This is a genomic window from Polaribacter pacificus (assembly GCF_038024035.1).
GTDB classification, from domain to species: domain Bacteria; phylum Bacteroidota; class Bacteroidia; order Flavobacteriales; family Flavobacteriaceae; genus Polaribacter; species Polaribacter pacificus.
Window position 1 is genome coordinate 504,290 of record NZ_CP150664.1, and the last position, 22,532, is coordinate 526,821.

Annotated in this window: 19 protein-coding genes; all 19 read right to left on the minus strand. The window is 30.0% G+C overall.

Annotated elements, in window-relative coordinates; genetic code table 11:
• Positions 1-29: 29 nt before the first annotated feature.
• Positions 30-1,436 carry a pyridoxal phosphate-dependent decarboxylase family protein gene (locus tag WHC90_RS02275; RefSeq protein WP_188598619.1) on the minus strand — a complete coding sequence of 469 codons (1,407 nt, stop codon included), beginning with the start codon at positions 1,434-1,436 and terminating at the stop codon, positions 30-32.
• 944 nt (positions 1,437-2,380) lie between these two features.
• Complete coding sequence (locus WHC90_RS02280) at positions 2,381-3,817, minus strand: hypothetical protein (protein ID WP_188599596.1); 1,437 nt, start codon at positions 3,815-3,817, stop codon at positions 2,381-2,383.
• 189 nt (positions 3,818-4,006) lie between these two features.
• Positions 4,007-6,328: a DUF2357 domain-containing protein gene (locus WHC90_RS02285; RefSeq protein ID WP_188599597.1), complete on the minus strand. Its 2,322-nt coding sequence runs from the start codon at positions 6,326-6,328 to the stop codon at positions 4,007-4,009.
• Between the two features lie 2 nt (positions 6,329-6,330).
• Complete coding sequence (locus WHC90_RS02290) at positions 6,331-8,364, minus strand: McrB family protein (protein WP_188599598.1); 2,034 nt, start codon at positions 8,362-8,364, stop codon at positions 6,331-6,333.
• 4 nt (positions 8,365-8,368) lie between these two features.
• Positions 8,369-9,580: a DNA cytosine methyltransferase gene (locus WHC90_RS02295; RefSeq protein WP_188599599.1), complete on the minus strand. Its 1,212-nt coding sequence runs from the start codon at positions 9,578-9,580 to the stop codon at positions 8,369-8,371.
• Between the two features lie 2 nt (positions 9,581-9,582).
• Positions 9,583-10,791, minus strand: a complete 1,209-nt coding sequence (locus WHC90_RS02300; protein WP_188599619.1) for a DNA cytosine methyltransferase — start codon at positions 10,789-10,791, stop codon at positions 9,583-9,585.
• The gene (locus WHC90_RS02305) at positions 10,784-10,975 is read right to left on the minus strand and encodes a helix-turn-helix domain-containing protein (RefSeq protein WP_188599600.1); all 192 of its coding nucleotides are present in this window, start codon (positions 10,973-10,975) and stop codon (positions 10,784-10,786) included. The genes WHC90_RS02300 and WHC90_RS02305 overlap by 8 nt, the downstream gene beginning before the upstream one ends.
• A gap of 667 nt (positions 10,976-11,642) precedes the next feature.
• Positions 11,643-11,846 (minus strand): hypothetical protein, encoded by a 204-nt coding sequence (locus WHC90_RS02310; protein WP_188599601.1) that lies wholly within the window; start codon positions 11,844-11,846, stop codon positions 11,643-11,645.
• 301 nt (positions 11,847-12,147) lie between these two features.
• Complete coding sequence (locus WHC90_RS02315; RefSeq protein WP_188599602.1) at positions 12,148-12,606, minus strand: TPM domain-containing protein; 459 nt, start codon at positions 12,604-12,606, stop codon at positions 12,148-12,150.
• A gap of 234 nt (positions 12,607-12,840) precedes the next feature.
• Positions 12,841-13,638 carry a DUF1963 domain-containing protein gene (locus tag WHC90_RS02320; protein WP_188599603.1) on the minus strand — a complete coding sequence of 266 codons (798 nt, stop codon included), beginning with the start codon at positions 13,636-13,638 and terminating at the stop codon, positions 12,841-12,843.
• Between the two features lie 273 nt (positions 13,639-13,911).
• A complete protein-coding gene (locus WHC90_RS02325; protein ID WP_188599604.1) occupies positions 13,912-14,058 on the minus strand; it encodes a hypothetical protein in 147 nt (48 codons plus the stop codon).
• A 566-nt stretch (positions 14,059-14,624) separates the two neighbouring features.
• Positions 14,625-15,476, minus strand: a complete 852-nt coding sequence (locus WHC90_RS02330; RefSeq protein WP_188599605.1) for a hypothetical protein — start codon at positions 15,474-15,476, stop codon at positions 14,625-14,627.
• Positions 15,477-15,706: 230 nt separating this feature from the next.
• Positions 15,707-16,171 (minus strand): hypothetical protein, encoded by a 465-nt coding sequence (locus WHC90_RS02335; RefSeq protein WP_188599606.1) that lies wholly within the window; start codon positions 16,169-16,171, stop codon positions 15,707-15,709.
• A gap of 169 nt (positions 16,172-16,340) precedes the next feature.
• Positions 16,341-16,871 carry a hypothetical protein gene (locus tag WHC90_RS02340; protein WP_188599607.1) on the minus strand — a complete coding sequence of 177 codons (531 nt, stop codon included), beginning with the start codon at positions 16,869-16,871 and terminating at the stop codon, positions 16,341-16,343.
• Positions 16,872-17,315: 444 nt separating this feature from the next.
• On the minus strand, positions 17,316-17,834 hold the full coding sequence (locus WHC90_RS02345) for a hypothetical protein (RefSeq protein WP_188599608.1): 519 nt from the start codon (positions 17,832-17,834) through the stop codon (positions 17,316-17,318).
• A gap of 151 nt (positions 17,835-17,985) precedes the next feature.
• The gene (locus tag WHC90_RS02350; RefSeq protein ID WP_188599609.1) at positions 17,986-18,594 is read right to left on the minus strand and encodes a hypothetical protein; all 609 of its coding nucleotides are present in this window, start codon (positions 18,592-18,594) and stop codon (positions 17,986-17,988) included.
• Between the two features lie 141 nt (positions 18,595-18,735).
• Positions 18,736-20,091, minus strand: coding sequence for a TlpA family protein disulfide reductase (locus tag WHC90_RS02355; RefSeq protein WP_188599610.1), 1,356 nt, complete (start codon positions 20,089-20,091; stop codon positions 18,736-18,738).
• 116 nt (positions 20,092-20,207) lie between these two features.
• Positions 20,208-21,086, minus strand: a complete 879-nt coding sequence (locus WHC90_RS02360; RefSeq protein ID WP_188599611.1) for a hypothetical protein — start codon at positions 21,084-21,086, stop codon at positions 20,208-20,210.
• 164 nt (positions 21,087-21,250) lie between these two features.
• The gene (locus tag WHC90_RS02365; RefSeq protein ID WP_188599612.1) at positions 21,251-21,694 is read right to left on the minus strand and encodes a DUF1572 family protein; all 444 of its coding nucleotides are present in this window, start codon (positions 21,692-21,694) and stop codon (positions 21,251-21,253) included.
• Positions 21,695-22,532 lie beyond the last annotated feature (838 nt).

Genomic DNA, 22,532 nt, shown 5'->3' on the forward strand with positions numbered 1-22,532 from the left:
TGAACTATACACGGTGTTGGCAACTGGCTTTATTCAATTGTATTTATTATTCGGTTCATTTCTTTAAGGACTAATTCGATATCATTTTTAGTTGTTCTCCAATTCACAAATGATACTCTAATTCCTTTTTGGTCATTGTAAAGTGTTGGTGTCATAAATACTTTTCCCGTTTTGTTTAATTGGGTTAAAAAACTGTCGATATTTTCTTTGTTCCGATTGTTATTTATATTAAAAACAATGTTGTTCAACCTTACAGGTGCTAGTAACTTAAAGTTTTCGGACTCCTTTATTTTACTTCCAAAATATTTTGCTAAATCAATTGCGTTTTCTACAATATTCTTATATCCTTCTTTTCCATAGGCTCTTAAGGAAAACCAAGCAGGTAATGCCTTTAAACGCCTTGAATTTTCAGGAAGAAAATTAAGATAATTGAAGTTTTCCATTGGGTTTCCAAGATAGGGTGCATTAGAGTTTTGAAAACTTTCAACTTGTAATGAACTATGTTCTTCTTTTATTAAAAACACAGCACTTTCATAGGGTACATTTAGCCATTTGTGACAATCAATGGTTATACTATCAGAATGTTCCCAGTCTTTTACAAAATGATTATAAGTATCTGAACAAGCTGCAAAACCACCAAAAGCAGCATCTGTGTGCCACCAAAAATTATACTTTTTCTTTAGTTTCTTTATGGCATTAAAATTATCAAAATCAACCGTATTTACTGTTCCTGCACTTGATATAAGAATAAATGGTTGACCGTTTAATGTTTTTATTTTCGATTCTAAATCATCAATCGAAATGGCTTCTCTATTTCCTTCTATTGTGTTTACTTTTATAATATTATTACTGCCAATACCTAATAAAGCAAGTGATTTTAAAGCAGAAGAATGTGGTGTCGCTGTTAGGATATTTATTTTTTCAGTAATACCTTCTTTTGCAAAATCTTTACCATAATTTTTTCCAAACCACTGTCTCGCTACTGCTAAACACGTAAAATTAGACATAGTAGCACCTGTTACAAAACCACCAACAAAAGATTTAGGTAAATTAAATAGGTCTAAAATTAATTGAATAGTTTCTAATTCAATATTTGCAGAAATGTCTCCTTCTCCATTTATTGCTTGTGGATTCTGATCGTAGATTGTTGCTAACCAATCTCCCATTATAGATGCTGGTGTAGAACCACCAATAACATAACCCCAGAATCTAGGTCCAGAAGATGATACTATTGTAGGTTCGAATGTTTCGTTGAATAATTGTAAAGTATTACGAGCACCAAGACCTTTTGAATCTAGATTTATTAATTCAACTTTGTGAACATTTGCTGAAGTTTTTCGCTCATCTATTTTGTTTAAATATTCTATTCCTTGCTTTTTTACAAGCTCAAGAAGAGATTCAATTTCTAATAAGTCAGTTTGTAGAGTTTTGTTCATTTTTCAGCTTGTTGCCAACGTGTTTGTATAAGATTAGTTGCGGTTTCTTACCGCGATAAATTTAATGAAATAATATAAACTTATACACTCCTACCCTTTTCGTTCTAAAAACGTACCTAAAGCAATTGATTTTATACAGTGTTGGGTTTTCGTTTTTTGTCGATTATTGTAAGTAAAGTCAAGATCTAATTCGTGTCCTCTCGCTTTAAAACCCTGGCATCTAAGTCAACTCAGATTCGCAGTTGTATTCAATTCCACCACTATAGCAAATCTCTCTCGGACTTGTAAAAATGTCTTAGAATGGCTCTTTTTGGCTTTAAATCGCTGTTCTATTCTGTTTTCATCTGCTCAAATAAAGTAATTGTTTTTAAAACTCTTTTCCAAAGTTTAGCCAGAGGAAAAACAAAATTAAACTGATAATTATGTGAAATATTGGAAGAAGTGAAATAATTAAATTTTTCTTTTTCCTTTTTGTCCAACTATATAAAAAAGTCAAAGGATAAAGGGTTGAGAAAATTAAAAAAGAATAAGGCAAAAGCATATCTAAAAATGATTCATTTCCAGAACTGTGTCCAGCAAGTGACATCATATTTGTTAAAAGTAAAAAAGGATAAATTCCAAATGGAATACAGGATAGAACCCATAGAACTATATAACTGAATTTTGATTCTTTTAAAATCTGAGATCCCATTCTTAATTTAAATTTGTTGGCTGATTAATATTAACTCCATTCATGCCTCTAAAAGTATTTTTAGAATGTAGATAATGGAAGAATTTCTCGGCAATAAAAAATAATCTAAAAAAACTAAAAGTTCAATATTAAATCTAATTCCCCAATGAAACCCAACGTGTTTGTATAAGATTAGTTGCGTGGTTTAAGCACTAAAGTTAGCAAATAAATCACAAATAGAAAGTCCGCAAGTAATTTCGTGAATAGGCTTGTACTAGCAATTAATTTTATACGGTGTTGTACCTAGTTTTTGTCCGTTTATATATATGGATTCAACATCTCCAACTGTTAATGCGAGTTTATTACTCTTCTTTATTAAATTCAATGGAATCTTAATAATCCTAACTTTACAAGACTCTTCAATTATACTTTCGTACAATACTTGATTTCCAATAATGAAAACTTTAATGTTAAGACTAAGTTTTGAGTTTCTAATATTTAAAACAAAAGAATTTAATGGAGTATAGGTTTCAAATTCAAAAAATATAACATTTCCTTTTTCAATTGTATCGATGAGTTTGTAGTTTTTTAACCAATAAGGCTTTTCATCCACTAGTTTTTGTAGAACCGAACTAGGCTTGAAATAAGATAAATTAATATTGTTGACAAGCTCATTTTTAACATTGTTTTTTTGAATTAAATAAGGAATATTTAGTACTACTGCTAATAGCGAGTTTTTATTAATGAAATCTTGAATTCTATGCCCATGTTGTGAAATAAGCATTTGTAATTCGTTAACATTCATAGAAGGCAATTGTATGTGAAGAATACCTTTTCCTAATTTACTTATTTGACTATTCCCTTTTTTCAAATGATTAGCAAGTTCATTTTTATAATCATTAGGGAAAAATGGAAAGAAATTAACACAACGACCAATCATTTTTCCATCAATAATTTTAACAATAAAGTCTCCTATGTTTTGAGAAGGATTGAAATTTGGAATTACAAATTCATCATTCCCGTTTTTAGTTATTGGCTTTATTAATTGTACACTGCAATAATCTCCATCATATAGTTTTTCTTGATTAATTTTAACTGCGTTACGTACAAGTTTTTCCACCTCAGGTTCATAAATGTTTGGTTTTTTTGATTTTAAAACAATATTTACAGCTAAGTTGTTTTTTACCAAATTCATCAATTTCTGAATTAAAGAGCTTAATCGTGGAGTTAATTTTACAGACTCAGAAATTATACTTTTACACTCGACATAGATAAACTTGTCATCTATTTCAATTTTAAAGTCTGGCGTTTCGGTAGTGTTTTTAGGAATTTTTATTATTTTTATACCTGAAGCTATATGTTGCTGGTAAACACTCAGTTCGCATTTAATACCGTAATAATCCTTAGGTAATGGATTTTTTAACTCTGAAACAATTTCATTAAAAAAGGCTTGTTCAATATTTCCTTGCTTTATCATCAAAATTAATTGGACGAACTCGATAGTTGATTCGGATATATTAGAGTTATTTATAAATTCTTTTTTAGCAGACTTATATAAGGATATGATTTTAGGAGTTTTAGCTTTTATTTTATTTGCTAAATTTTCCTTTTTTCCAACTGTATCATAATCGGAATTCTCTAAATATATTGAACCAAATGTGTTTTTAGCGAACTTTAAACAATCTGAAAGTATAGATAAATCGTTGTTCATATTTTCAGTTAAGTCTGATGTAGTTCAAATTAGGTACAACGGTTTGGCTATGCGCAGTGTCCCGCAGGGCATTGCGTATAGGTGTTGTTGTATGCCGTTTATATTTTATTCATTTCGTTTTTAGCGTTGGCGAGAAAGCTCTTTGCAACCGCAGGAACGAGGATTGCAATGTGCTTGAACTTGCGTAGGTTAATTCTTCACTTTTGTTTTCATAAGCTCTGTCACTGTGACTGCAAAAGGAATTCCAGCTGCCGTCACGTGATTATTCTTCGATTTAATGTTTTTGTATTTTTCTAATTCTTTAAAATTAAAACTAGCTCCGTTAAAGTCTGTACTTTCTTCTTTTTCGATATCAACCACTAAATAATAATCTCTAAGTTTTTTAGTGATATAACCATCTGGTAAAAGCTTTCCTTGAATAACTTTTGGGCCTTTACTTTTTAACTTGAAAAGTTTATTTGCTGTATCCTTTCCAGACTCTCTCAGAAGTAAATATTTCGCATTTACAACATTGGTTTCTAAACTTAATGAACCCTTATCATCATCCATTCTGAAATTATATTTTCCTTCTTTCTTATACCAATTAATATTCAAATTATTCCTGCAGTACCCAACTAAGACAAATGTTTCATCTGGAATTAATTTTTCTTTTTTAGCTGAGTCCAAATATTCAGGCATTGATTCATTTAGAATATTCGTGTCGTCTTTTTCATCTTTATGAATATCGTAGATTTTGGCTGCAGTATATTCTCTTTGAGAAGCTCTGTCAATAAAGTTTGCGATAATCTTTTTAATGAACCTTTTTAAATGCTCTGTATCTTTATTGTCTTTGTTAGGTTTAACTACAAAAGCTCCTAAACCGGGAATTAATTCATGAAAGTCTCTAAATGGCTCTTCTTTTCCTTCGCCCGGATATAAAACATATGCACCTCCAGTTCTTCTTATTGCATCTTTGTATGCATGCATTTTGAGTAAGTCCTGATTCTTAAATGTTCCTTTCTTAATTTCTTCTGATTCTTCTTCAATAAGCTCTTTATTTTCTTGCTCGGATAATTCTTCGTCTTTTGATTTTGATATTAATTCATAGAAGTTTTTGACTTTGTATTTTGCATCAAAGTGAATGTGAGTAATCAATTCCGTTTTTTCGGCATCTTTTGCTTTTGTTATTTCTTCTGGCCAAATGGATAAAGTGTAATCTGGTCTTAGAGTGGTTGTATAGCTCCCAGGATTAGGAAAAGTTTTACCTCCACCAAAAGATCGGTTATAAGAGAATTGAATATTTAGAGTTCTTGAAGGTGATTTGTATAAACCTTTCATTGCAATGGCAGTTCCTTGTTTTAAGTTAAGCGACAATTGACCTTTATCATATTGAATTAATTCTTCAATACTTTTTGGTTCAATATCAAACACTTCTTTAAACAACTCTAATAATTCAAAAAACAACCAATACTCGTATAGCGTAGCAATGTCTTTTTTACCAGCATCATAAACGTTATCGCCACCATGCCAAATCAATTTTGCCGCTAAGTCAAATTTTAGCCAAGCACTTAATACCTCTCTATAGCCGCTTTTTCTTTGAAGTACTGGACTATTTAGTTTTAATGATGTTGGTCTTGATATTTGTTTGAAAAATGACTGATTTAATAAAGTAGAAATTTTAGCTGCAAGTAATCCTGATTCAAATTTTGCGGTTGAATACTTTTCAAATTTCAATTCGCAGTTTTCACAGAAAAATAAAAATTCTTCTAAGGCATATTTAATAAAGCGATTTTCAGTAGTGTCTATAGATTCTATTTTCCGCGTGCTATTGATTTTTGTTGGTATTGAGTTTAATCCAAAAGATTTATTTAAATAATGATCTCTGCTTAGTTCTATTCGATTACTATTTGTAACCAATTGCCTTATATTCTTTTGATTAAATCTTCGAATTCTTCGTATGTCTTTTTCTTCACGTTCCTCTTCCCATTTTGTTGTAGGATTGGACACTATTTTTTGAATGGCCTCCTCAAATTCTAATGAATCAATTAATGATTTTACAAATGAAAACCGTTGATATAAGGTTTGACTATCAGTATCAAAATTCGTTTCGAAATGTTGATTAATGGGCGAATCTATCTGCATGATTAAGTCCGTGCATCTTTCTGTAATACTTTCAAGCATATAGCGATAATCAGACCTATATTTACTTTTTACAGAACGTACTTCAATGGGTAATAATGTAGAATGATTTTCAATTTCTAATGAATGAGTGCCTACAAATATGTTTGGGTTAATGGTGCCTTTGTGTTTACCAAATTTGGAATGACTAACAATTGCATTTTTTTTACTTCCTTCTTTGAATTTTGTAGTTTCTTCAGAAAATTGATATTCATATGTACATCCTTCTTTGAGTTGAATTTTAGCTTCTCCATATTGTATAACATCTTCATCAGAAATTTCAAAAAGGGTGTTTTCTTCACCTTTTATTTCTAAAATCAAACCATGTTTTATATGTGAAAGTTCTATTTTCATTTTTATGCTTCAGCGTAACTTGCAAAACCGTTTTCAACTGCATTCTTATACATTCTACAAATTTTCTCGAATGATATTTTGTATTTAACATTAATGTCAGATTTAATCTCTGCTTCAGTTAAATTATTGCTTAGGTATTTATCCAAGTATTCCTCTTTGATATTTGATTTATCTGTCAAACAAAAACCGCCCAAAACTGGAAGTACTTTAGTTAATTTGTTTCGTGAACCGTGCAATTTTGGAAGCAATTTCTGCATTATGGCTAAGTCAAGAAGGTTTTCACCAGCTTCGCCTAATTCTTCAAGCATATACATTAACCTTCCAATTTCACTTGCAGTTCTATATCCGAATTCAGCTCCAGATTTTTTTAATTCGGTAAAGAACAGTTTTAAATCATCCTCTACAGGTTTTAAATTCTTATCTGTTTCAAGCAATGCCATACTCATAAAACTTTGCCCCATATTTGCCCCTTGAGCAGTAAGAATATCCATATCAAGTTTGATCTCGCTTGCAATAAAATTTTCTAAATCCTTTTCAGTTAATCTAAATTCAATGGTATTAGCTCTATCCAAAACCTTTGGACTAAACATATAGGTGGTTTCATCAATATTTACGGTTCCAACAATGAATAAATTCTTAGGAAGTTTTATAGCGGAAGGAACAATCAATGATTCATTTTCGATTTTATGTAAAGGAATTTTGTCACCCGATTCCATAGTGCTTAAAAAATCAGCAAAATACCGTTCAACGTGACTCAAATTCATTTCATCTAATATTAAGAAGTATGGTTTTGTAGCTTCATTGGCATTATTAATGTTTTGTTTTGCTCTAATCATTAAATCTAACACACCATTTTCTGGGCTTACATATTCTTCCTTATTAAGTGCATTAGGGTAACCTAAAAGAGGTTCGCGATTTGTCCAATCGGCACCAACAGGAATAATTGAATATTGAGATTTGTCAGATGTAATCCATTGCGCAAAAGCTTGCGCCAATTTTGTTTTCCCAGAACCTGAAAGACCACTACAAATCACAAAAGGTTTGGTACATAATGAGGCAACAAAACGTTGGATGAGTTGAGGGGTGAAGATTAATCCTGCTTCTTCTGTTTTTGTTTGAAATGATTCTAAATTGAAATCTATTGGTGTTATCACCGTACTTTCTTTGTTCAAAACCAATTTGTATGATTCTGATTTGTCATCATATTCGATTTTGTATTTTTTGTTGGAATAATCAAGGATAAACTGATTGAAAGCAATAAAGGAAATGCTATTCTGAAACTCAGGGAAGCCCCATTGCGTTGAGAAATAAATATACTTTTGGTCAAGTATTTCAAGATTTTCAGCAAAAAATCTTAACGTATTTGATGTTTTTAAACTATTTTCTGATTGCTCCTCAGTAAATGAACCTAAAATTGGTTGGGTTTTGAAATAATCAGGAAAAATAAAAGCTTCGTAATTTATGTCAGATAATTTTCTTTTTGCTATTGCTGATTTCTCAATAAGAAATTCATCTCCAAATTCATTGTGAACAAACTTAAAAACACTAAAAACAAACTCTCGAATTTTCTTCGACTCAATAAAGTTCTTTTCTTCTATAGTTGAATTTTGGATAGCTGAGTCGGATTCGTTAATTATAACTTCATGATTGTTGTTTTTCAAGATTTCCTTGTAGCTATTATATGAATTAGAAGATTTAGGAATAAAATCAAACTCAAACAAATCATCTTTTTTGTATTTAAAAACTACTATGTCGTTAAGTTCCCATTTTAATTCATCTCTCAGAAACTGTTTTAATTCTCCGTCAATTCTTGCCTCAGTTCCAGGGTTTGCATATAAGCGAGTAGTAATTTTTCGGCCACTTTTACTTATAAATGGGGAATTTGGATCTTGTACTTTAAATTCAAATGTAATCTGTCTATCAGGGTCAGGTGTGTTGTAATTGAATTTGAAAAACACATTTGAAGGTTCTTTTGTAAAGGCAACTTGCTTGCCACCTACCATATCTTGTTTGAAAATATTTCTAATATAAATCATCTTCTCATTTGTTTGAATTTGTTAAACCAATATAGACACTCTCTGCGATTGCTTTTGCCATTATAGGAGGGACCGCATTACCTACTTGCATATAAGTTTCTTGCTGATTACCCACAAAAACGAAATCATCCGGGAAAGATTGAATTCTTGCAGCCTCTCTAACAGAAAGAGTGCGCAATTCAGTTGGATGTATATACATATAGCCATCCATACCAATATGCGCTAAAATCGTCCAAGAAGGATTTTTCAGCACCAATCGTTTTAATCTATCCTTGAAAATATCTTCACGGAAAGGCAAGATTTGACGCACTTCTTTTGGTAAATCCATATAAATATCCCCTTGTTTCATGTGACCAAACACCTTTTTTGCTCTTTCATTGGACATTCTGCAGATATTATTAGCGACTAATCCATTCGTGTTTTGACGCATAAGTTTTTGATATGTATCAAGATTCTCATGTTTGGAATATTCACACTCATTAATTCGCCAATTATCTGTGATTTTAGGCAAATCAGAAATGGCACTTTTTACATTAACATGAGGTTTTAGTTTATTAGAATCAATATTTTCATCATTAGGATCAATGTTGTAATTAGAGCCCTCAAACCAATGTGTGATTTTTGGATATTTGAATGTGTGATTTTTTAGATGGCCAACTAATATCATCCTTCTTCTATTTTGAGGAACTCCATAATTAACACTATTAAGAACTTTAACCTCTTCAACAATATGGTATTCTGGTAAATCTCTTTCAATTATTCTTTTAACTTCTTTGTATGTTGCACCTTTATATTTCGTAAGAAATTGAGGAACATTTTCCATAACAAACATTTTAGGTTTGAAATACTTTACGTATTCAAGATAATCCATAAACAAAATGTTCCTAGGATCTTCCGTAATACAATCACCTTTATTTTTATTAACAGATTGTATTTTTGCATGACCAATTGTGCTAAAGGTAGGACAAGGAGGACCACCTATTATAACATCAACTTGTTGCCCGTTGATTAATTCATGAAATTTTTGTGGAGGTAGCTCTCGAATATCAGCATGCACAGATACTGAATTTTTAAAATTTAATTTATGAGTTTCTACTGCTGCCTTTTTGTTGTCAATCCCACCAATACAATTGAATTTATTTGACATTACAAAGCCTTTAGCAAAACCTCCTGCACCACAGAATAGATCAATGAAATTATATTTTTTGTTTGCCATCTTTATTTTAAAAATTGTTTAATTGCTTTCGCAATTTGTTTTGCCATTAATGGTGGTACCGCGTTTCCTACCTGCTTATATTGATTTGTTCTTGAGCCAACAAATTTGAAATCATCTGGAAAGGATTGCACTCTTGCTGCTTCTCTAACTGTAAATGTTCTCTTTTGCTTATGGTCTGGGTGAATAAATAAGTTCCCATCTTTATATAAGTGAGCCACAACTGTTCTACCTGGTTTGTTTGCTACTTGAACAGTGTATCTGTTTCCGAAATGTTTTGGGTCATGATGAATTAAATCAGGTCTTGTTTTCGCAAGGTCTTTTAATTGCCATTTGTTCTTGCTCAACAGTTCATACCTCTGTTGATCCATATTATTATGTTTTCGGGCAACATGGTTAAAAAGTTTTGAAAACCCATTAGGTCTAACTATCTGTATGAATGAATTCTTGCTTACTATTTTATGATTAATCTCTTCTTTACCTTCCCCCGGTAACAATTTTGGCAAGTCCCAAATAGCATCCTTTACTGTTAAATATTTTTGGAGACCATTAGTTTCATTCTTAGCTTCCATATCTGGACTGTAATGAGTTTTTTCTATAGCCTTGTAAATGTCTAAAGGGTTTATTTTAAGGTCTTTTCTTACACCAATTAGGATGACTCTTTTTCTTATTTGTGGAACTCCATAATGAACTGAATTCAACAGAATTGTATCTCTGTCATCACAGATAGAATAGTACTCTGACATATTTTCAACTATTTCAGGAAATATATAGTTGCCATTAGGTTTAGCTGAAAGTAATCCTGAAACATTCTCGAATACAAATATCTTAGGCTTGTGTTTCTCCAAAATTTCAAGGTAGGAACGGAAAAGATAATTTCTAGGATCATTCCGCATTGAATTTTTATCTTGTGCTCTCCCAACAGATGAGAATGTCTGGCACGGTGGTCCACCGACTAAAACATCTACTTGTCTATTGCCGATAACACTATCAATCTGGTTATGCACATCATCAGAAGTGAGGTCTCCACATATAACTGCACTTTCAATCGCGTTCTCCGAATAATTGTAATAGCGCATCCTTTCCTTAACGGTTTCACAGGCTGGCGCATCAAAGTCAACATGAACTACAGACTCAAATTTTTCTTGATAAAATCCTTCACTAAATCCACCGCAGCCGGCAAATAGGTCTATAAATGTATATTTCTTATTCATGTTCAACTAAAAGTTCTTTTACACTGATGTTTAATATTTCAGCAATTTCATAAAGGCATTCTATACTTGGTTGCCTTCTGTTTTGGACATATGAGTTTACCATATTGTAACTCTTACCCAATTGTTCAGCTAACCAAATTTGTTTAATTCCTTTTTCTTCTAAAACCTCTTTTATTCGGTTCATTTATTGAATTGTTTAATTCAGTCCGCAAAATAGGAATAATAATTTATTATCTCATTAAATGAGCATTAATATAATCATGCAGTTTGGGTGGCGGAGGGGGGGTGAAAGCTCTTTTGTTGCTGAGGTACGAAGCGACAAATGTGCTTGAACGTGCGGTGGGCTTTTCTTTTTCCAAATGGCATACAACTAGTAATATAATGCATTTTAATCCTTTTATCTCGCATGAAGATCATGTTAAAAGACTATGCTTGTAAATAATTAGTTTTCAATTTTTTACTAAAGTAAGAAAAATAGCATTATAAAAAAGTTTTGGAGGTGGTGGGAGATGAGTTTTTGAAATGCCTCTTATAAAGACAGCTCACTATCGTGAGCTTAAACCTTTTTTGTTTCCAAACATAACCGAAACCATTCGATATGTACGGAAACAAAAAAAGCTTCTCAATAAATTGAGAAGCTTTTTTCGGTCTGGACGGGACTCGAACTGAATCCGTAATGACCAGTATTTATAATACTTGGAATTAGCCTTGTAAATTATGTTGACCGATTTGTTGACCTAACTATTGAATTTATTTGAGTTCATTTGACAATCATTCTTGAGTTAAATTTACAAAATTATTTATACAATACTGGACAAATTCCCCTGATTTATTCATGTTTCAAAGACCTTTTATTTTATTAATAAATTTACACCATATACAAAGGTCAATATTGTTAATATCCAAGTAGATAAAAAAGCTTGCCAGTCTAAAAATCCAAAATCTTCAAAATTAAACCTATTCTCTCTCTTTAAATTATAGGTTAATATTGCTCCACCAATTATGATTAAAACTATTCCAGAAATTTTAGGGTGTTCAAATATTTTATCACTCATTTGTTTAAAATATGCTCTAATTGTTTCAACGTGTTTGTGTATGATTTCGTTGCGTGTTTCAGCACTAAAGTTAGCAAATTAATCACAGATAGAAAGTCTGCCTTTTCCTTTAGGTTTAGGAATATTTTGAAATTTATTCATATGTTTTTTTCATATGGCATACAACGTGTTTGTATAAGATTAGTTGCGGTTTCTTAGCGATAAATTTAATGAAATAATATAAACTTATACACTCCTACCCTTTTCGTTCTAAAAACGCGCCTAAAGCAATTAATTTTATACGGTGTTGTACACAGTACTTTTATATCCATTTTCTTATTAATTCATTTAATCCGAGTAAAAGTCCGTCGTAATATTTTCCTTTTTTAAATTCAGGAATCATATTTTGGTCAATTACTTTTTTGCAAAATTCGTCAGATAAATATAGGTCTCTCGTTTTGTCAGTTGTTGATATTCTAACTTTTCTCAACGATTTGCTCAACACAACTGTAAGCCCATTTCCATTATTATTTATTCCAACTTTCCAATTGTCAGAAATTTTAACTGCATAAGAATCAAATTCCATATTTTCTGGAACTGAATCGATTGTAATTACTGTAATTTCTCGGTTAACATCATTTTCATATTTCACAAGGATATTTTCCAAAAACTTAATTTCTTCTTCTGTGAAAATATTTTCAAAATCATTTACAAAACCAACTTTTTGTGGAAATTCCGATGCAATTATTTCCGTTTTTGGTTGTTCAGTTTTTGTTTCCACTTTTGCAGTTTTGCAAGAGAAGAAAGTCAAAATCAAAATTATAAATATGTTTCTGAATGTCATTTTCGTATTGTGTACAACGTGTTTGTATAAGATTAGTTGCGGTTTCTTAGCGATAAACCTGCCTACCGGCAGGCAGGTTTAATGAAATAATACAAACTTCAACACTCCTACTCTTTTCGTTTTAAAAACGCGCCTAAAGCAATTGATTTTATACAGTGTTGTACGCAGTATTTATGTCATCTGGAACGACATCTTAATTTTGTCAAAATGCTTTCTTTCTAAATCAGTTTTAGAAATTCCAAAATAATATGTTCCACTTCCGCCAAATTTAGACAAATCAGTATTCGAATCATCGCAATCCATTTGCAAGAGTAATTCATAAGTTTTTGACAATTCTAATATATCATTCCACTTCTTTTTATATTCTGAACTTTCTGCACCATAAAGACCTAATTCTTTAGATGCGAATTCATAAACTACACTTGATTGAATTGACCTATCGTATCCAAGAATTTGATGCATCGCATTTGAATCTTCATATAGTTCTTCAATTATATATTCTTCTGTTGGTTGATAAAAATTAAAATAGAAATCATCGTATTTTTTATTGAACTCAAATAGCTTATAATTCTCGTTGTCTGGTATGGTATAGAACTCAAAATACTCTATTAAAGCTGTTTTAAAGGTTTGGATTTCTTCAAGATCATTTGGGAATTCTGTTCTGTTTAGATTTTCAGATTCGCTATATAAAAACCTAAACTCTTGATTTATTCCATTAAATTCATTCCATTTTTCATCAAGACTCAAAAAGATGTAGAAAAGACCCTTATTTGGTAACATACTTTCCTTGTCGAATTTTGACAATTCAGAAAGGTTGTATTGTGCACAAAATAGCATTGGCTTTTCTTTTACCCTTGGCCATTCAAAATCTTTAGGTAAGTCAGGTTTGCCACCAATTTTAGATTTTCCAACTTTTACGTTTTCGTCATTACTCGGTTTAGTTTTGATTCCAACTGTCGGCCTAATCATTTCAATTAGTTTTTCCTTATCCTTTTTTTCAATTTCGATTTCTTCCGAATTCCGAATGAATGACTTGATTTTTTCTAAATTATTTTTTCTGAAGCTGAACATTTATGTATTCGTAAGACTTTTCGGATATTGCGTACAACGTGTTTGTGTATGGTTTCGTTGCGTATTCTTAGCCCTAAATTTAATGAAATATTCTGAACTTAAACACCCCTACCCTTTTTGATTTAAAAACGAAGCTAGCAATGAACTATACACATTGTTGGCAAATCGTTTTTATTCGTTATTTATTTTCTTCCATTTTCCTTTTCTAAAATACATATTGTTAAATTTTTTAGATTTAAAAACCAAATAAAAATTCCACCAAGGTTCTCTATAAGTTGTTGGATTCGTTTCGGTAATATGATGATTAGGTTTGTCCATATTCAGAACTAATCGTTCAGAATTATATGGTTTCACAGTTGTTATAGTTCCTTTGTTTATTGAAATTACCTTTCCATTTTCCATTGTATATAAAAAAATCGAATCATTTTCCGTTATTTTCAGTTTAAAATGATTGTATTGCCAATCAGCTTGTTTTCCCGGAAAATAGTTTCGGTCAATTACATATTCTCCATAATAATCTTCTTTTTCAAGAACATTATCTGGAAATAATTCCGCAATAAGAGAAAGTACAAAAATGCAAAGTATAGGAATCCAAATACAACCAATAGCTTTAAAGAACCCTTTTTTTTTTCGTAAAAGCTCCTCCGAAAAACAATATTAAAGTCAAAGGAAGAATTATAAAAATCATTCCAAGGTTAAATCCAAATCCCATTTATTTGTTCGGTTGTAGGTTTTTTTTCAAATGTTTGCCAACGTGTTTGTATATGATTTGTTGCGTGGTTAAGCAACTAAGTTAGCAAATAAAAACCGAATAGAAAATCCGCGAGGATTTTCGTAAGTAGGCTAGAACTAGCAATGAATTATATACAGTGTTGTGTACAGTTTTATTCTGTTTTTCTCATTAAATCCTTCATGTTTTTCAATAAGGTTAAGATGTCATCTTTTTTTGTTGATATTAAATCAAGGCATTCATTTTTAGTTACTTTAGTTGGTTGAGTAGATTCAAATACTATAATTCCATCTGGGTTTTCTGCGGTACTTTCATCGTTGAGTGTACTTACAAATAATGAACGACTTTTCATTGTTATTGTTCTTAATCTTTTGTCAGAGATTGTACAACGTTCTCTCATAAATTGTTTGTATTCTTTACCACTTTTAGTCCATTTTGGTGCACCAGTTATAAATGCTTCACCATTGTTCCAACCATGACCAATTAAACCTTCATTTTCAGAGTATTGATAGTCAGTATATTTATTAAAAGCAGGGTTTTTTGCATAACGACCTAAAAGAATGAAATGATCTCCTTGGTGTTTATATATGCTGATTCGTTCTCCTCCTGATGAGTAAAAGGAATTAAATAGTCTGTAAATGTTATTACTACATAACTTATAATATTCAACCTTATAGCTTTTGATTTCTTTTTGAAGTTTAATATTTTCAGAATTTAGAGATTGAAAACTTCTATTTTCTAAGCTTTTTTTAGCTCCAATAAAAATAGAAGCGAAAATCATAATAGCAAAAAGTAATAATAAATAAATCCAGGCCTCTTTCCAAGTGTAATTATTTACAAATATTTTTTCAGAATTAGACATTATACCGATAATAGTCAATCCGATTGTTGAAACTCCTGTTAAAAATTCAGCAGAAAATTGTTTTAAGAAATTTCGTGTTTGTTTGAAAGAAGTTAATATGAGAATTATTAATATTAAAAGAAAAAAGTAATTTATACCACTCATTTATATCTTGTTAGAATTTGTGAAAAGCGAAGATATTGAATAAGAATTATATCAATTAACATATTTATCTATATGTATCAACAAATTGTACACAACGTGTTTGTGTATGGTTTCGTTGCGTATTCTTAGCGATAAATTTAATGAAATATTCTGAACTTAAATACTCCTACCCTTTTTGATTTAAAAACGAAGCTAGCAATGAACTATACACGGTGTTGGCACCAGTTTTTTTAAAGTTTTATTTTTTCCGCTATTTTTGATTCTTTCAAGTCAAATTTCACGCTTTTCTTTTTATAAATAGGACTATCATATCCGCATATTTCATTTTCGGTAAAAGTTCGTAAATCTAAAACATCAAAAACTTTTTTATAACGGGTTAATTCCTTTTTCTCAATATTTAAAACAATAATTTGTTGAACAGTTCCTTTCCAAAATTTATTTGTCCAAAAAGGAAGAGCAACTTCCGTTCCTTGAGAATTCCATTTTGGAGGTCCACCAAACCTATGATTCAACCTTATTTTATTTCCATTATTGTCAATCCAATAACAATAACCTCCCAAAGGAGCTCCCATTCCAATTTCAAACAATTCATAAAATTCAATTTTATTTGATTTGTCAGGTGAAAACATTTCAACATTTTCATTGTCAAAATTCCAAGGATTTGGATAGTTGTTTATTGTCTTTTCGTATTCCATTCAGTAATTGGTGCCAACGTGTTTGTGTATGGTTTCGTTGCGTATTCTTAGTGATAAATTTAATCAATTATTATAAACTTCAAGTTAACTATTTGTTTCGAGTTGAAAACGGCTCTAGCAATGAACTATACACGGTGTTGGCACATGTACTTTTTAAATTTAAATCAAACTATCTATTCAATAATTTGATAAGCTTATTGAAGTCGATTAAATGACTATCCCTACTTTTTCTTGGTGGAAATTCAACACTATAGAATACTCTAACACATTTAACACGTTTTTTGTCGCTAAATTTAAGTACAAAATATTTAGCATTAGCTGCAATATTCGATGAAACATTGTCATTTAATTTTTTAAAAAAATTCGACAAATAATCAATTGAAATTTTCGTTTTAACTATTTGTTTATCTAAAATAACTAAAGGAGAATATTGATAAATTAATGTTTCCTGTTTCATTGGTTTTATTAAAACAGAACTTTTTGTAGATGTTTCGCCTTCTCCACCTCCAATAAGCCAAAATGAATTATTATTCACATTTATTTTCTCCTCCTCTATAAAAAACTTGAAATTTTCGAATGATTTAGATAGCCAAACATCCTCTTGTAAATCTTTTGTACAATTAAAATTTCGTCCTTGCCCAAACGTTGCAGTTTCTGATAAACCAAAAAATATCAAAAAGATAACTTGTACGTACTTCATCTTTTGCAGATTATTCTTAAAACAATATTTTACTCTTTGTTGAGTGAAATATCTTCAACTCTTGTGCCAAATTTAAAATGAGGGAAACAAACTATGTCAAGCATCTAAATCGAACAAGACAAAAACTTAATTGCCAGTTAAACATGTCTCAAATCAGATTCCTTAAATTCAAATTCAACACTTTTTATCATATGTCGATTTGCGATGAATTATTGGATTTTATTTGAACATTATACTTAGTTTTCTATACTTGTATTATAGTTAGGTTGCAGTTATTCGTATTTGTGCCAACGTGTTTGTATAAGATTAGTTGCGGCTTCTTAGCGATAAATTTAATAAAATAATACAAACTTATACACTCCTACTCTTTTCGTTTAAAAAAACGCACCTAAAGCAATTGATTTTATACGGTGTTGTAAGCTGGCTTTTTTATTCCGCTTACTTTTAAATCACAAACCATTCTTTATCAAATTCTGCTATTGGTTCATAATTTTTGTTTGTTCCGAAATGAATTTCGTCTTCGTGGAAAAAGAACAAAGTCCATTCAAGGCTTTGGTCGAAAACAGTCAAATCATCAGCTCCTCCATAAAAAATCGAATTCCAATATTTAACTACAAATTTCCATTTAGTTATCATTCCATTATTTCCGTCCCACGAAAGAAAAACCTCTTTGTCAAAAGGAATTGCTCTTTGGTAAAGCCATTTCGTGATTTCTTTGTCATTATTTTCCAGAATTTTAGCTTTGTCCAAATTCCGAAACATTCCATTTTTAAAAGGCAATTCACTATGGACTTTACAATCATTTAAAAAATCAGCAAGAAATTCCGCTCCAACTTTGTCTAACGGTTTTAATTCATTCAAATGTTGTTCAGGCAAGCAATCATATTCTTCTTCCGTAAATCTCCATTTAAGAGTAAATTCGGTCATCGGAATTATATGTCTATTTAATTGTTCGAATGTCATTTTCGGCTTGCTTACAACGTGTTTGTGTATGGTTTCGTTGCGGAAATGGACGCAAGTCACTTTCCGCCGTGCACTAAATTAGTAAAAATGCGTGAATTTCCGATGAGGAAATTCAACCGCAATGAACTATACACGGTGTTGCCATGCGTTTTTACTTTGCAATCTCGATTTTTAGTGGTTTCGGAGGTATCGGATATTTGGGCATTTGTCTTAAATAGTCGAAGAAAACTCTTAATTCAATCGTATCTTTTATTTCAAGCTTGATTTCGTCAAAAGTACGGGTTAGTTTAGTCAGAATTTCTTTCAGCTCCTTTCCATTTTTATTTGAATCATTTGTTATTAATACTAAAGCCCTTTTTGGTGATTCAGAATAGTATGCGATTTCACCTTTATTTAGATAATGCCTTTTTAAAATCCGTTTTAGTTCGCTTATTGGGTAATTGTCGTCAATGAGAATCGAGTCAGATTTAATTTCTAAAACATTTTTCTCTCTAATGTAGCCCAGACCATATAAATGAGGAATAACTCTTTTTTTAATATTTCCGTCCATAAATTCTACAACTACTTTTTTGTCGTGATCATTAAAATCCAATAATTCCTCTGTAATCTGTCGAAAATTCAATTTGGTTGTGTCAAGTCCAATAAATTTTGATCTTTCAATTGAAATTGATTGATCAGATCGATAATATCGGATTTCCATTGTGTTCTTTTCACAACTTAAAATCAGAAAAATTGTCGATATGAAGATGATTTTTTTCAAATGTATGGCAACGTGTTTGTATAAGATTAGTTGCGTGGTTGTAGCGATAAACTTAGTAAATATTAACCGAATAGAAAATCCGCGAGGATTTTCGTAAGTAAACCAGCACTAGCAATTAATTTTATACGGTGTTAGCAAAAGTTAATTTTCATTTAAAAATGTTTCAATTTCGTTAACTGAAGGGTTTCTTAAAATTACTTTTCCGTTATTATCCAAAACCAAATAGTATGGAATGGAAACTGCCTTATCAAAGCCAAATATTTTTTGTACTTCCTTGTCAATAATAAAATTAGGAATTGGAATTTTCAATTGATTTTTAGCTTTTTTCCAATTTTCTTTATTTGAGTCTATACTAATAAAGGCAAAATTAGAATTCTCTTTATGTTTTTTTGAAATTTCAATCATTTTTGGAATACTTGCTCTACAAGGTCCGCACCAACTTGCCCAAAAATCTATGATTAAATATTTTTTTTTGAAATTAGACAAAAGTAATTTTTGATCATTATTATCTATTAACTCAAAATTAGGTAAAGTTTTTCCTACTGATAGTTTCGAATTCTCGAATTTTGAGATTCTATTCTTAATTAGATTTTTTAAATTCCCTGAATTTTCACCAGATAAGAATTCATTCAATATTGAATTAAATTTCTCCTTTTCAATTTTATGAGAAATACCAAGCACTAAATTTTCTGTAAGTATTTGCTCAAGTACATTTCCCTTTAGATGAGTTTTTGCTAAATAATATTTTTCAATATAATCATTTTTATATTCAACTTTTTTATTCCAAATTTTATCTAAATAAAGATAATTAATATAATTGTCAACAAAATTTAAATAACCATAATTATTGATTAAACTTTCATCTTGTATTTCAATTTTTTTAAGAAAATCAAAATAGTTGTTTTCTTTTTTTATAAGCTCAGGATTATATCTTCGTGCATAATATATTTTCTCTTTTGCTGAATTATAAATAGTATAATTTTCAAGGAAATTGTAAAAATTATTACTAATTCTATTTTTATTGTTTTTGATGAAGGTGATTTTTTTACGCTCTAAAGAATCTATTTGATTTGTGAATTTTTTTACAGGTAATTTGAAATTTAAATTTGCAGAATGTTTAGATAAATATTCAGAATAAACCAAATTGTTTTTTTCCTTTTCATTTTTAAAGGTTATGGAATAATCTGAATTGATTTCTAGCTCGATATTTTTTTGGGGTTCAACGTATATATAATATCTTTTCTTATTAAGTATTAATAAAGCCATTTTGTCTTTATTAAGTGTATATGAAAACTTAAAATTATTATTAATCACTTTACTAGTTTGCATTAAGGTATAATCATCAGTCAAGTTTTCAAATGGATAAAATTTAACTTCATCAACTCCTTGGGTATTAATCTTTCCCGAAATTTGAATTGTACTCCATTCAGTCCCTTTTTCTTCACAACTATAAGTTAATGAAGCTAATATTAAAAGTAGAATTATTTTCTTTTTCATAATTTTTGCTAACGTGTTTGTGTATGATTTGTGGCGTGTATTAAGTAACTAATTTAGCAAATAAAAACCGAATAGAAAATCCGCAAGGATTTTCGTAAGTAGGCGAGAACTAGCCATTAATTATACACGTTGTTGTGTGTAGTTTTTATTTCAAATTCTGTTGATTTAAATTCTTTTTCCAAAAAATCAAATTCGCAATGAAAAATTACATTTTCTTCAGAGTTCGTATAACAATTTTTAGAGAAATTAGGATTTATAAATATTTTATTCTCATTCACGGATACAAAATTTTTCGGTTTGCTTATTCTGTCTTTTATAATGTCAAAAGAAATTTTTATTATTCCATTTTCTGTATTGATTTTTTCATTAAAAACTTTACTAACTCCAATTGAGTCAGTTAATTCTTTTTCGGCAATATTATATTCATAAGTTTTTCCTTTGTCTTTTGTTATAAGACTTGAAACAAGAAATTTATAATCATAATATTCAATTAACTGTTCGCTTTTATAAATTATTGATTCACAAAAAGGATGTAATATAGTTTCTGAATTTTCAAATTTTTCAGAATTATTTGTTGCTATGAATTTACTTTCGTAATATTCTTTTTCTGAACAATAATTTGAGAAATAAAAACGGACTTTATTATTATGACCTATTTCTAATTTTTTGATAAACTTATTGTCCTTAAAAAAATAAAACCTTGATTTATTTATATCTAAATCACTCGTTTCAAAATCCAAATTAAGGTCGCATTTGATTTCGTCTTTTAGAACTGGAACACTTTCATTTCCTGAAATATATTTAAAAAAATCCCAATCAAATTCAGTTAATTCTTTAAAATCTAAATATTTTTTCTCTTTTGATTTGATAAAATTCCTCCCATTTTCCTCAATTTTTGATAATAATTTTTTTTCAAATTTGATTGATTCTAAATCTGAATTTTTACAAGAAAACAGAAAGATGATTATCAATAAAATTCCGATTATTCTTTTCAATTCGAGAGTTTTTTTAAATTACACACAACGGTTTTGTATATGAAAAGTAGCGGGTTTTTAAACACTAACTTTTCGGTTTATAACCGACCTTTATTTTATTATTTATCTTTCGTTTAAGCACCAAAACCGCTATTTTTTATATACGTTGTTAGTGGTAGTCTTTATTAATCTATTAGCCGCCTATGATAATTTATTTGTCCAAGATGATAAGTCAAATGTTTTATTAAATGAACTAGTAAGTATTCATTTGTTTCTACTTTGGAAAACTTCAAAATTGGATAATCGTTTTTCAATTCTTCGTTTGTAATAGATAACAGTGATTTTTTAACCATTTCTAAGGTGGTATTTATACTGTTAATCAATTCAATTCTTGGAACTTTTTTTTGAGTAAATTCAAGTTCTCTATTCCTAACATAGTTTGTTTTTCCAATTTCTTTTCCAATAAAAGTGTGTAAGTTCCCAATTAAATGCAAAGTTAAATTTCCTGCTGAATTAGAGATGCTTTTTTCTATTCGCCAAATATTCTCTTCATTCTTATAAAGTTCTATTTCAGTGATTAAGTTGTTCAGGTCACTTTCAAAAAAGGTTATTAACTCGTTTTTATTCATTTGTAAAATCTATTAATTTTCATTAGTATTTAAGACTTATTTATCTCGAAGTGTAAATCAGATTCTGATGTTGTGTAATTACCACTAACGTGTTTGTGTATGGTTTCGTTGCGTATTCTTAGCGATAAATTTAATGAAATATTCTGAACTTAAACACTCCTACCCTTTTTGATTTAAAAACGAAGCTAGCAATGAACTATACACAGTGTTAGCCATTGTTAGGGCGCGCTAACTTTCGAGCTATCACAAACCTTAATTTATCTTCACAAACAAACGAGACAGAATGCTTAGCCTTCAGATAATAAGTATGCGAGACAATTCCACAAACTCTATAAATACAAAAGAACCACTTTCAGCATTTAGTTTGTGACTTAGGGTACATAAATAGCGCCTTTTTTGGTAAAGAACGAGTCAGAACGCTTTCACGTGTACAGTCAAAAAAACGGTATTAAAGAAAGGTTGAATAAAAACTCCTAACCTTTTAAGCGTTTAGTTCCCAAAAAAGGATCTTCAACGATAACATTAAATAAAGTTCAGGTTTTTTAAATAAATTCAGTCGGTTTGTAAGAACCTTAAAATTTAGCTTGCACTAATTATGGGTAACGTGTTTGTGTATGGTTTCGTTGCGTATTCTTAGCGATAAATTTAATGAAATATTCTGAACTTAAACACTCCTACCCTTTTTGATTTAAATACGAAACTAGCAATGAACTATACACAGTGTTAGCCATTGTTAGGGCGCGCTAACTTTCGAGCTATCACAAACCTTAATTTATCTTCACAAACAAACGAGACAGAATGCTTAGCCTTCAGATAATAAGTATGCGAGACAATTCCA

Excerpts from the sequence above, each read along its gene's own strand:
- WHC90_RS02320 (WP_188599603.1), bottom strand. The coding sequence starts at position 13,638 with ATGATTAGGCCGACAGTTGGAATCAAAACTAAACCGAGTAATGACGAA.
- WHC90_RS02280 (WP_188599596.1), bottom strand. The coding sequence starts at position 3,817 with ATGAACAACGATTTATCTATACTTTCAGATTGTTTAAAGTTCGCTAAA.
- WHC90_RS02325 (WP_188599604.1), bottom strand. The coding sequence starts at position 14,058 with ATGGACAAACCTAATCATCATATTACCGAAACGAATCCAACAACTTAT.
- WHC90_RS02305 (WP_188599600.1), bottom strand. The coding sequence starts at position 10,975 with ATGAACCGAATAAAAGAGGTTTTAGAAGAAAAAGGAATTAAACAAATT.
- WHC90_RS02290 (WP_188599598.1), bottom strand. The coding sequence starts at position 8,364 with ATGATTTATATTAGAAATATTTTCAAACAAGATATGGTAGGTGGCAAG.
- WHC90_RS02300 (WP_188599619.1), bottom strand. The coding sequence starts at position 10,791 with ATGAATAAGAAATATACATTTATAGACCTATTTGCCGGCTGCGGTGGA.
- WHC90_RS02335 (WP_188599606.1), bottom strand. The coding sequence starts at position 16,171 with ATGGAATACGAAAAGACAATAAACAACTATCCAAATCCTTGGAATTTT.
- WHC90_RS02365 (WP_188599612.1), bottom strand. The coding sequence starts at position 21,694 with ATGAATAAAAACGAGTTAATAACCTTTTTTGAAAGTGACCTGAACAAC.
- WHC90_RS02355 (WP_188599610.1), bottom strand. The coding sequence starts at position 20,091 with ATGAAAAAGAAAATAATTCTACTTTTAATATTAGCTTCATTAACTTAT.
- WHC90_RS02310 (WP_188599601.1), bottom strand. The coding sequence starts at position 11,846 with ATGAGTGATAAAATATTTGAACACCCTAAAATTTCTGGAATAGTTTTA.
- WHC90_RS02285 (WP_188599597.1), bottom strand. The coding sequence starts at position 6,328 with ATGAAAATAGAACTTTCACATATAAAACATGGTTTGATTTTAGAAATA.
- WHC90_RS02330 (WP_188599605.1), bottom strand. The coding sequence starts at position 15,476 with ATGAGTGGTATAAATTACTTTTTTCTTTTAATATTAATAATTCTCATA.
- WHC90_RS02275 (WP_188598619.1), bottom strand. The coding sequence starts at position 1,436 with ATGAACAAAACTCTACAAACTGACTTATTAGAAATTGAATCTCTTCTT.
- WHC90_RS02340 (WP_188599607.1), bottom strand. The coding sequence starts at position 16,871 with ATGAAGTACGTACAAGTTATCTTTTTGATATTTTTTGGTTTATCAGAA.
- WHC90_RS02345 (WP_188599608.1), bottom strand. The coding sequence starts at position 17,834 with ATGACATTCGAACAATTAAATAGACATATAATTCCGATGACCGAATTT.
- WHC90_RS02295 (WP_188599599.1), bottom strand. The coding sequence starts at position 9,580 with ATGGCAAACAAAAAATATAATTTCATTGATCTATTCTGTGGTGCAGGA.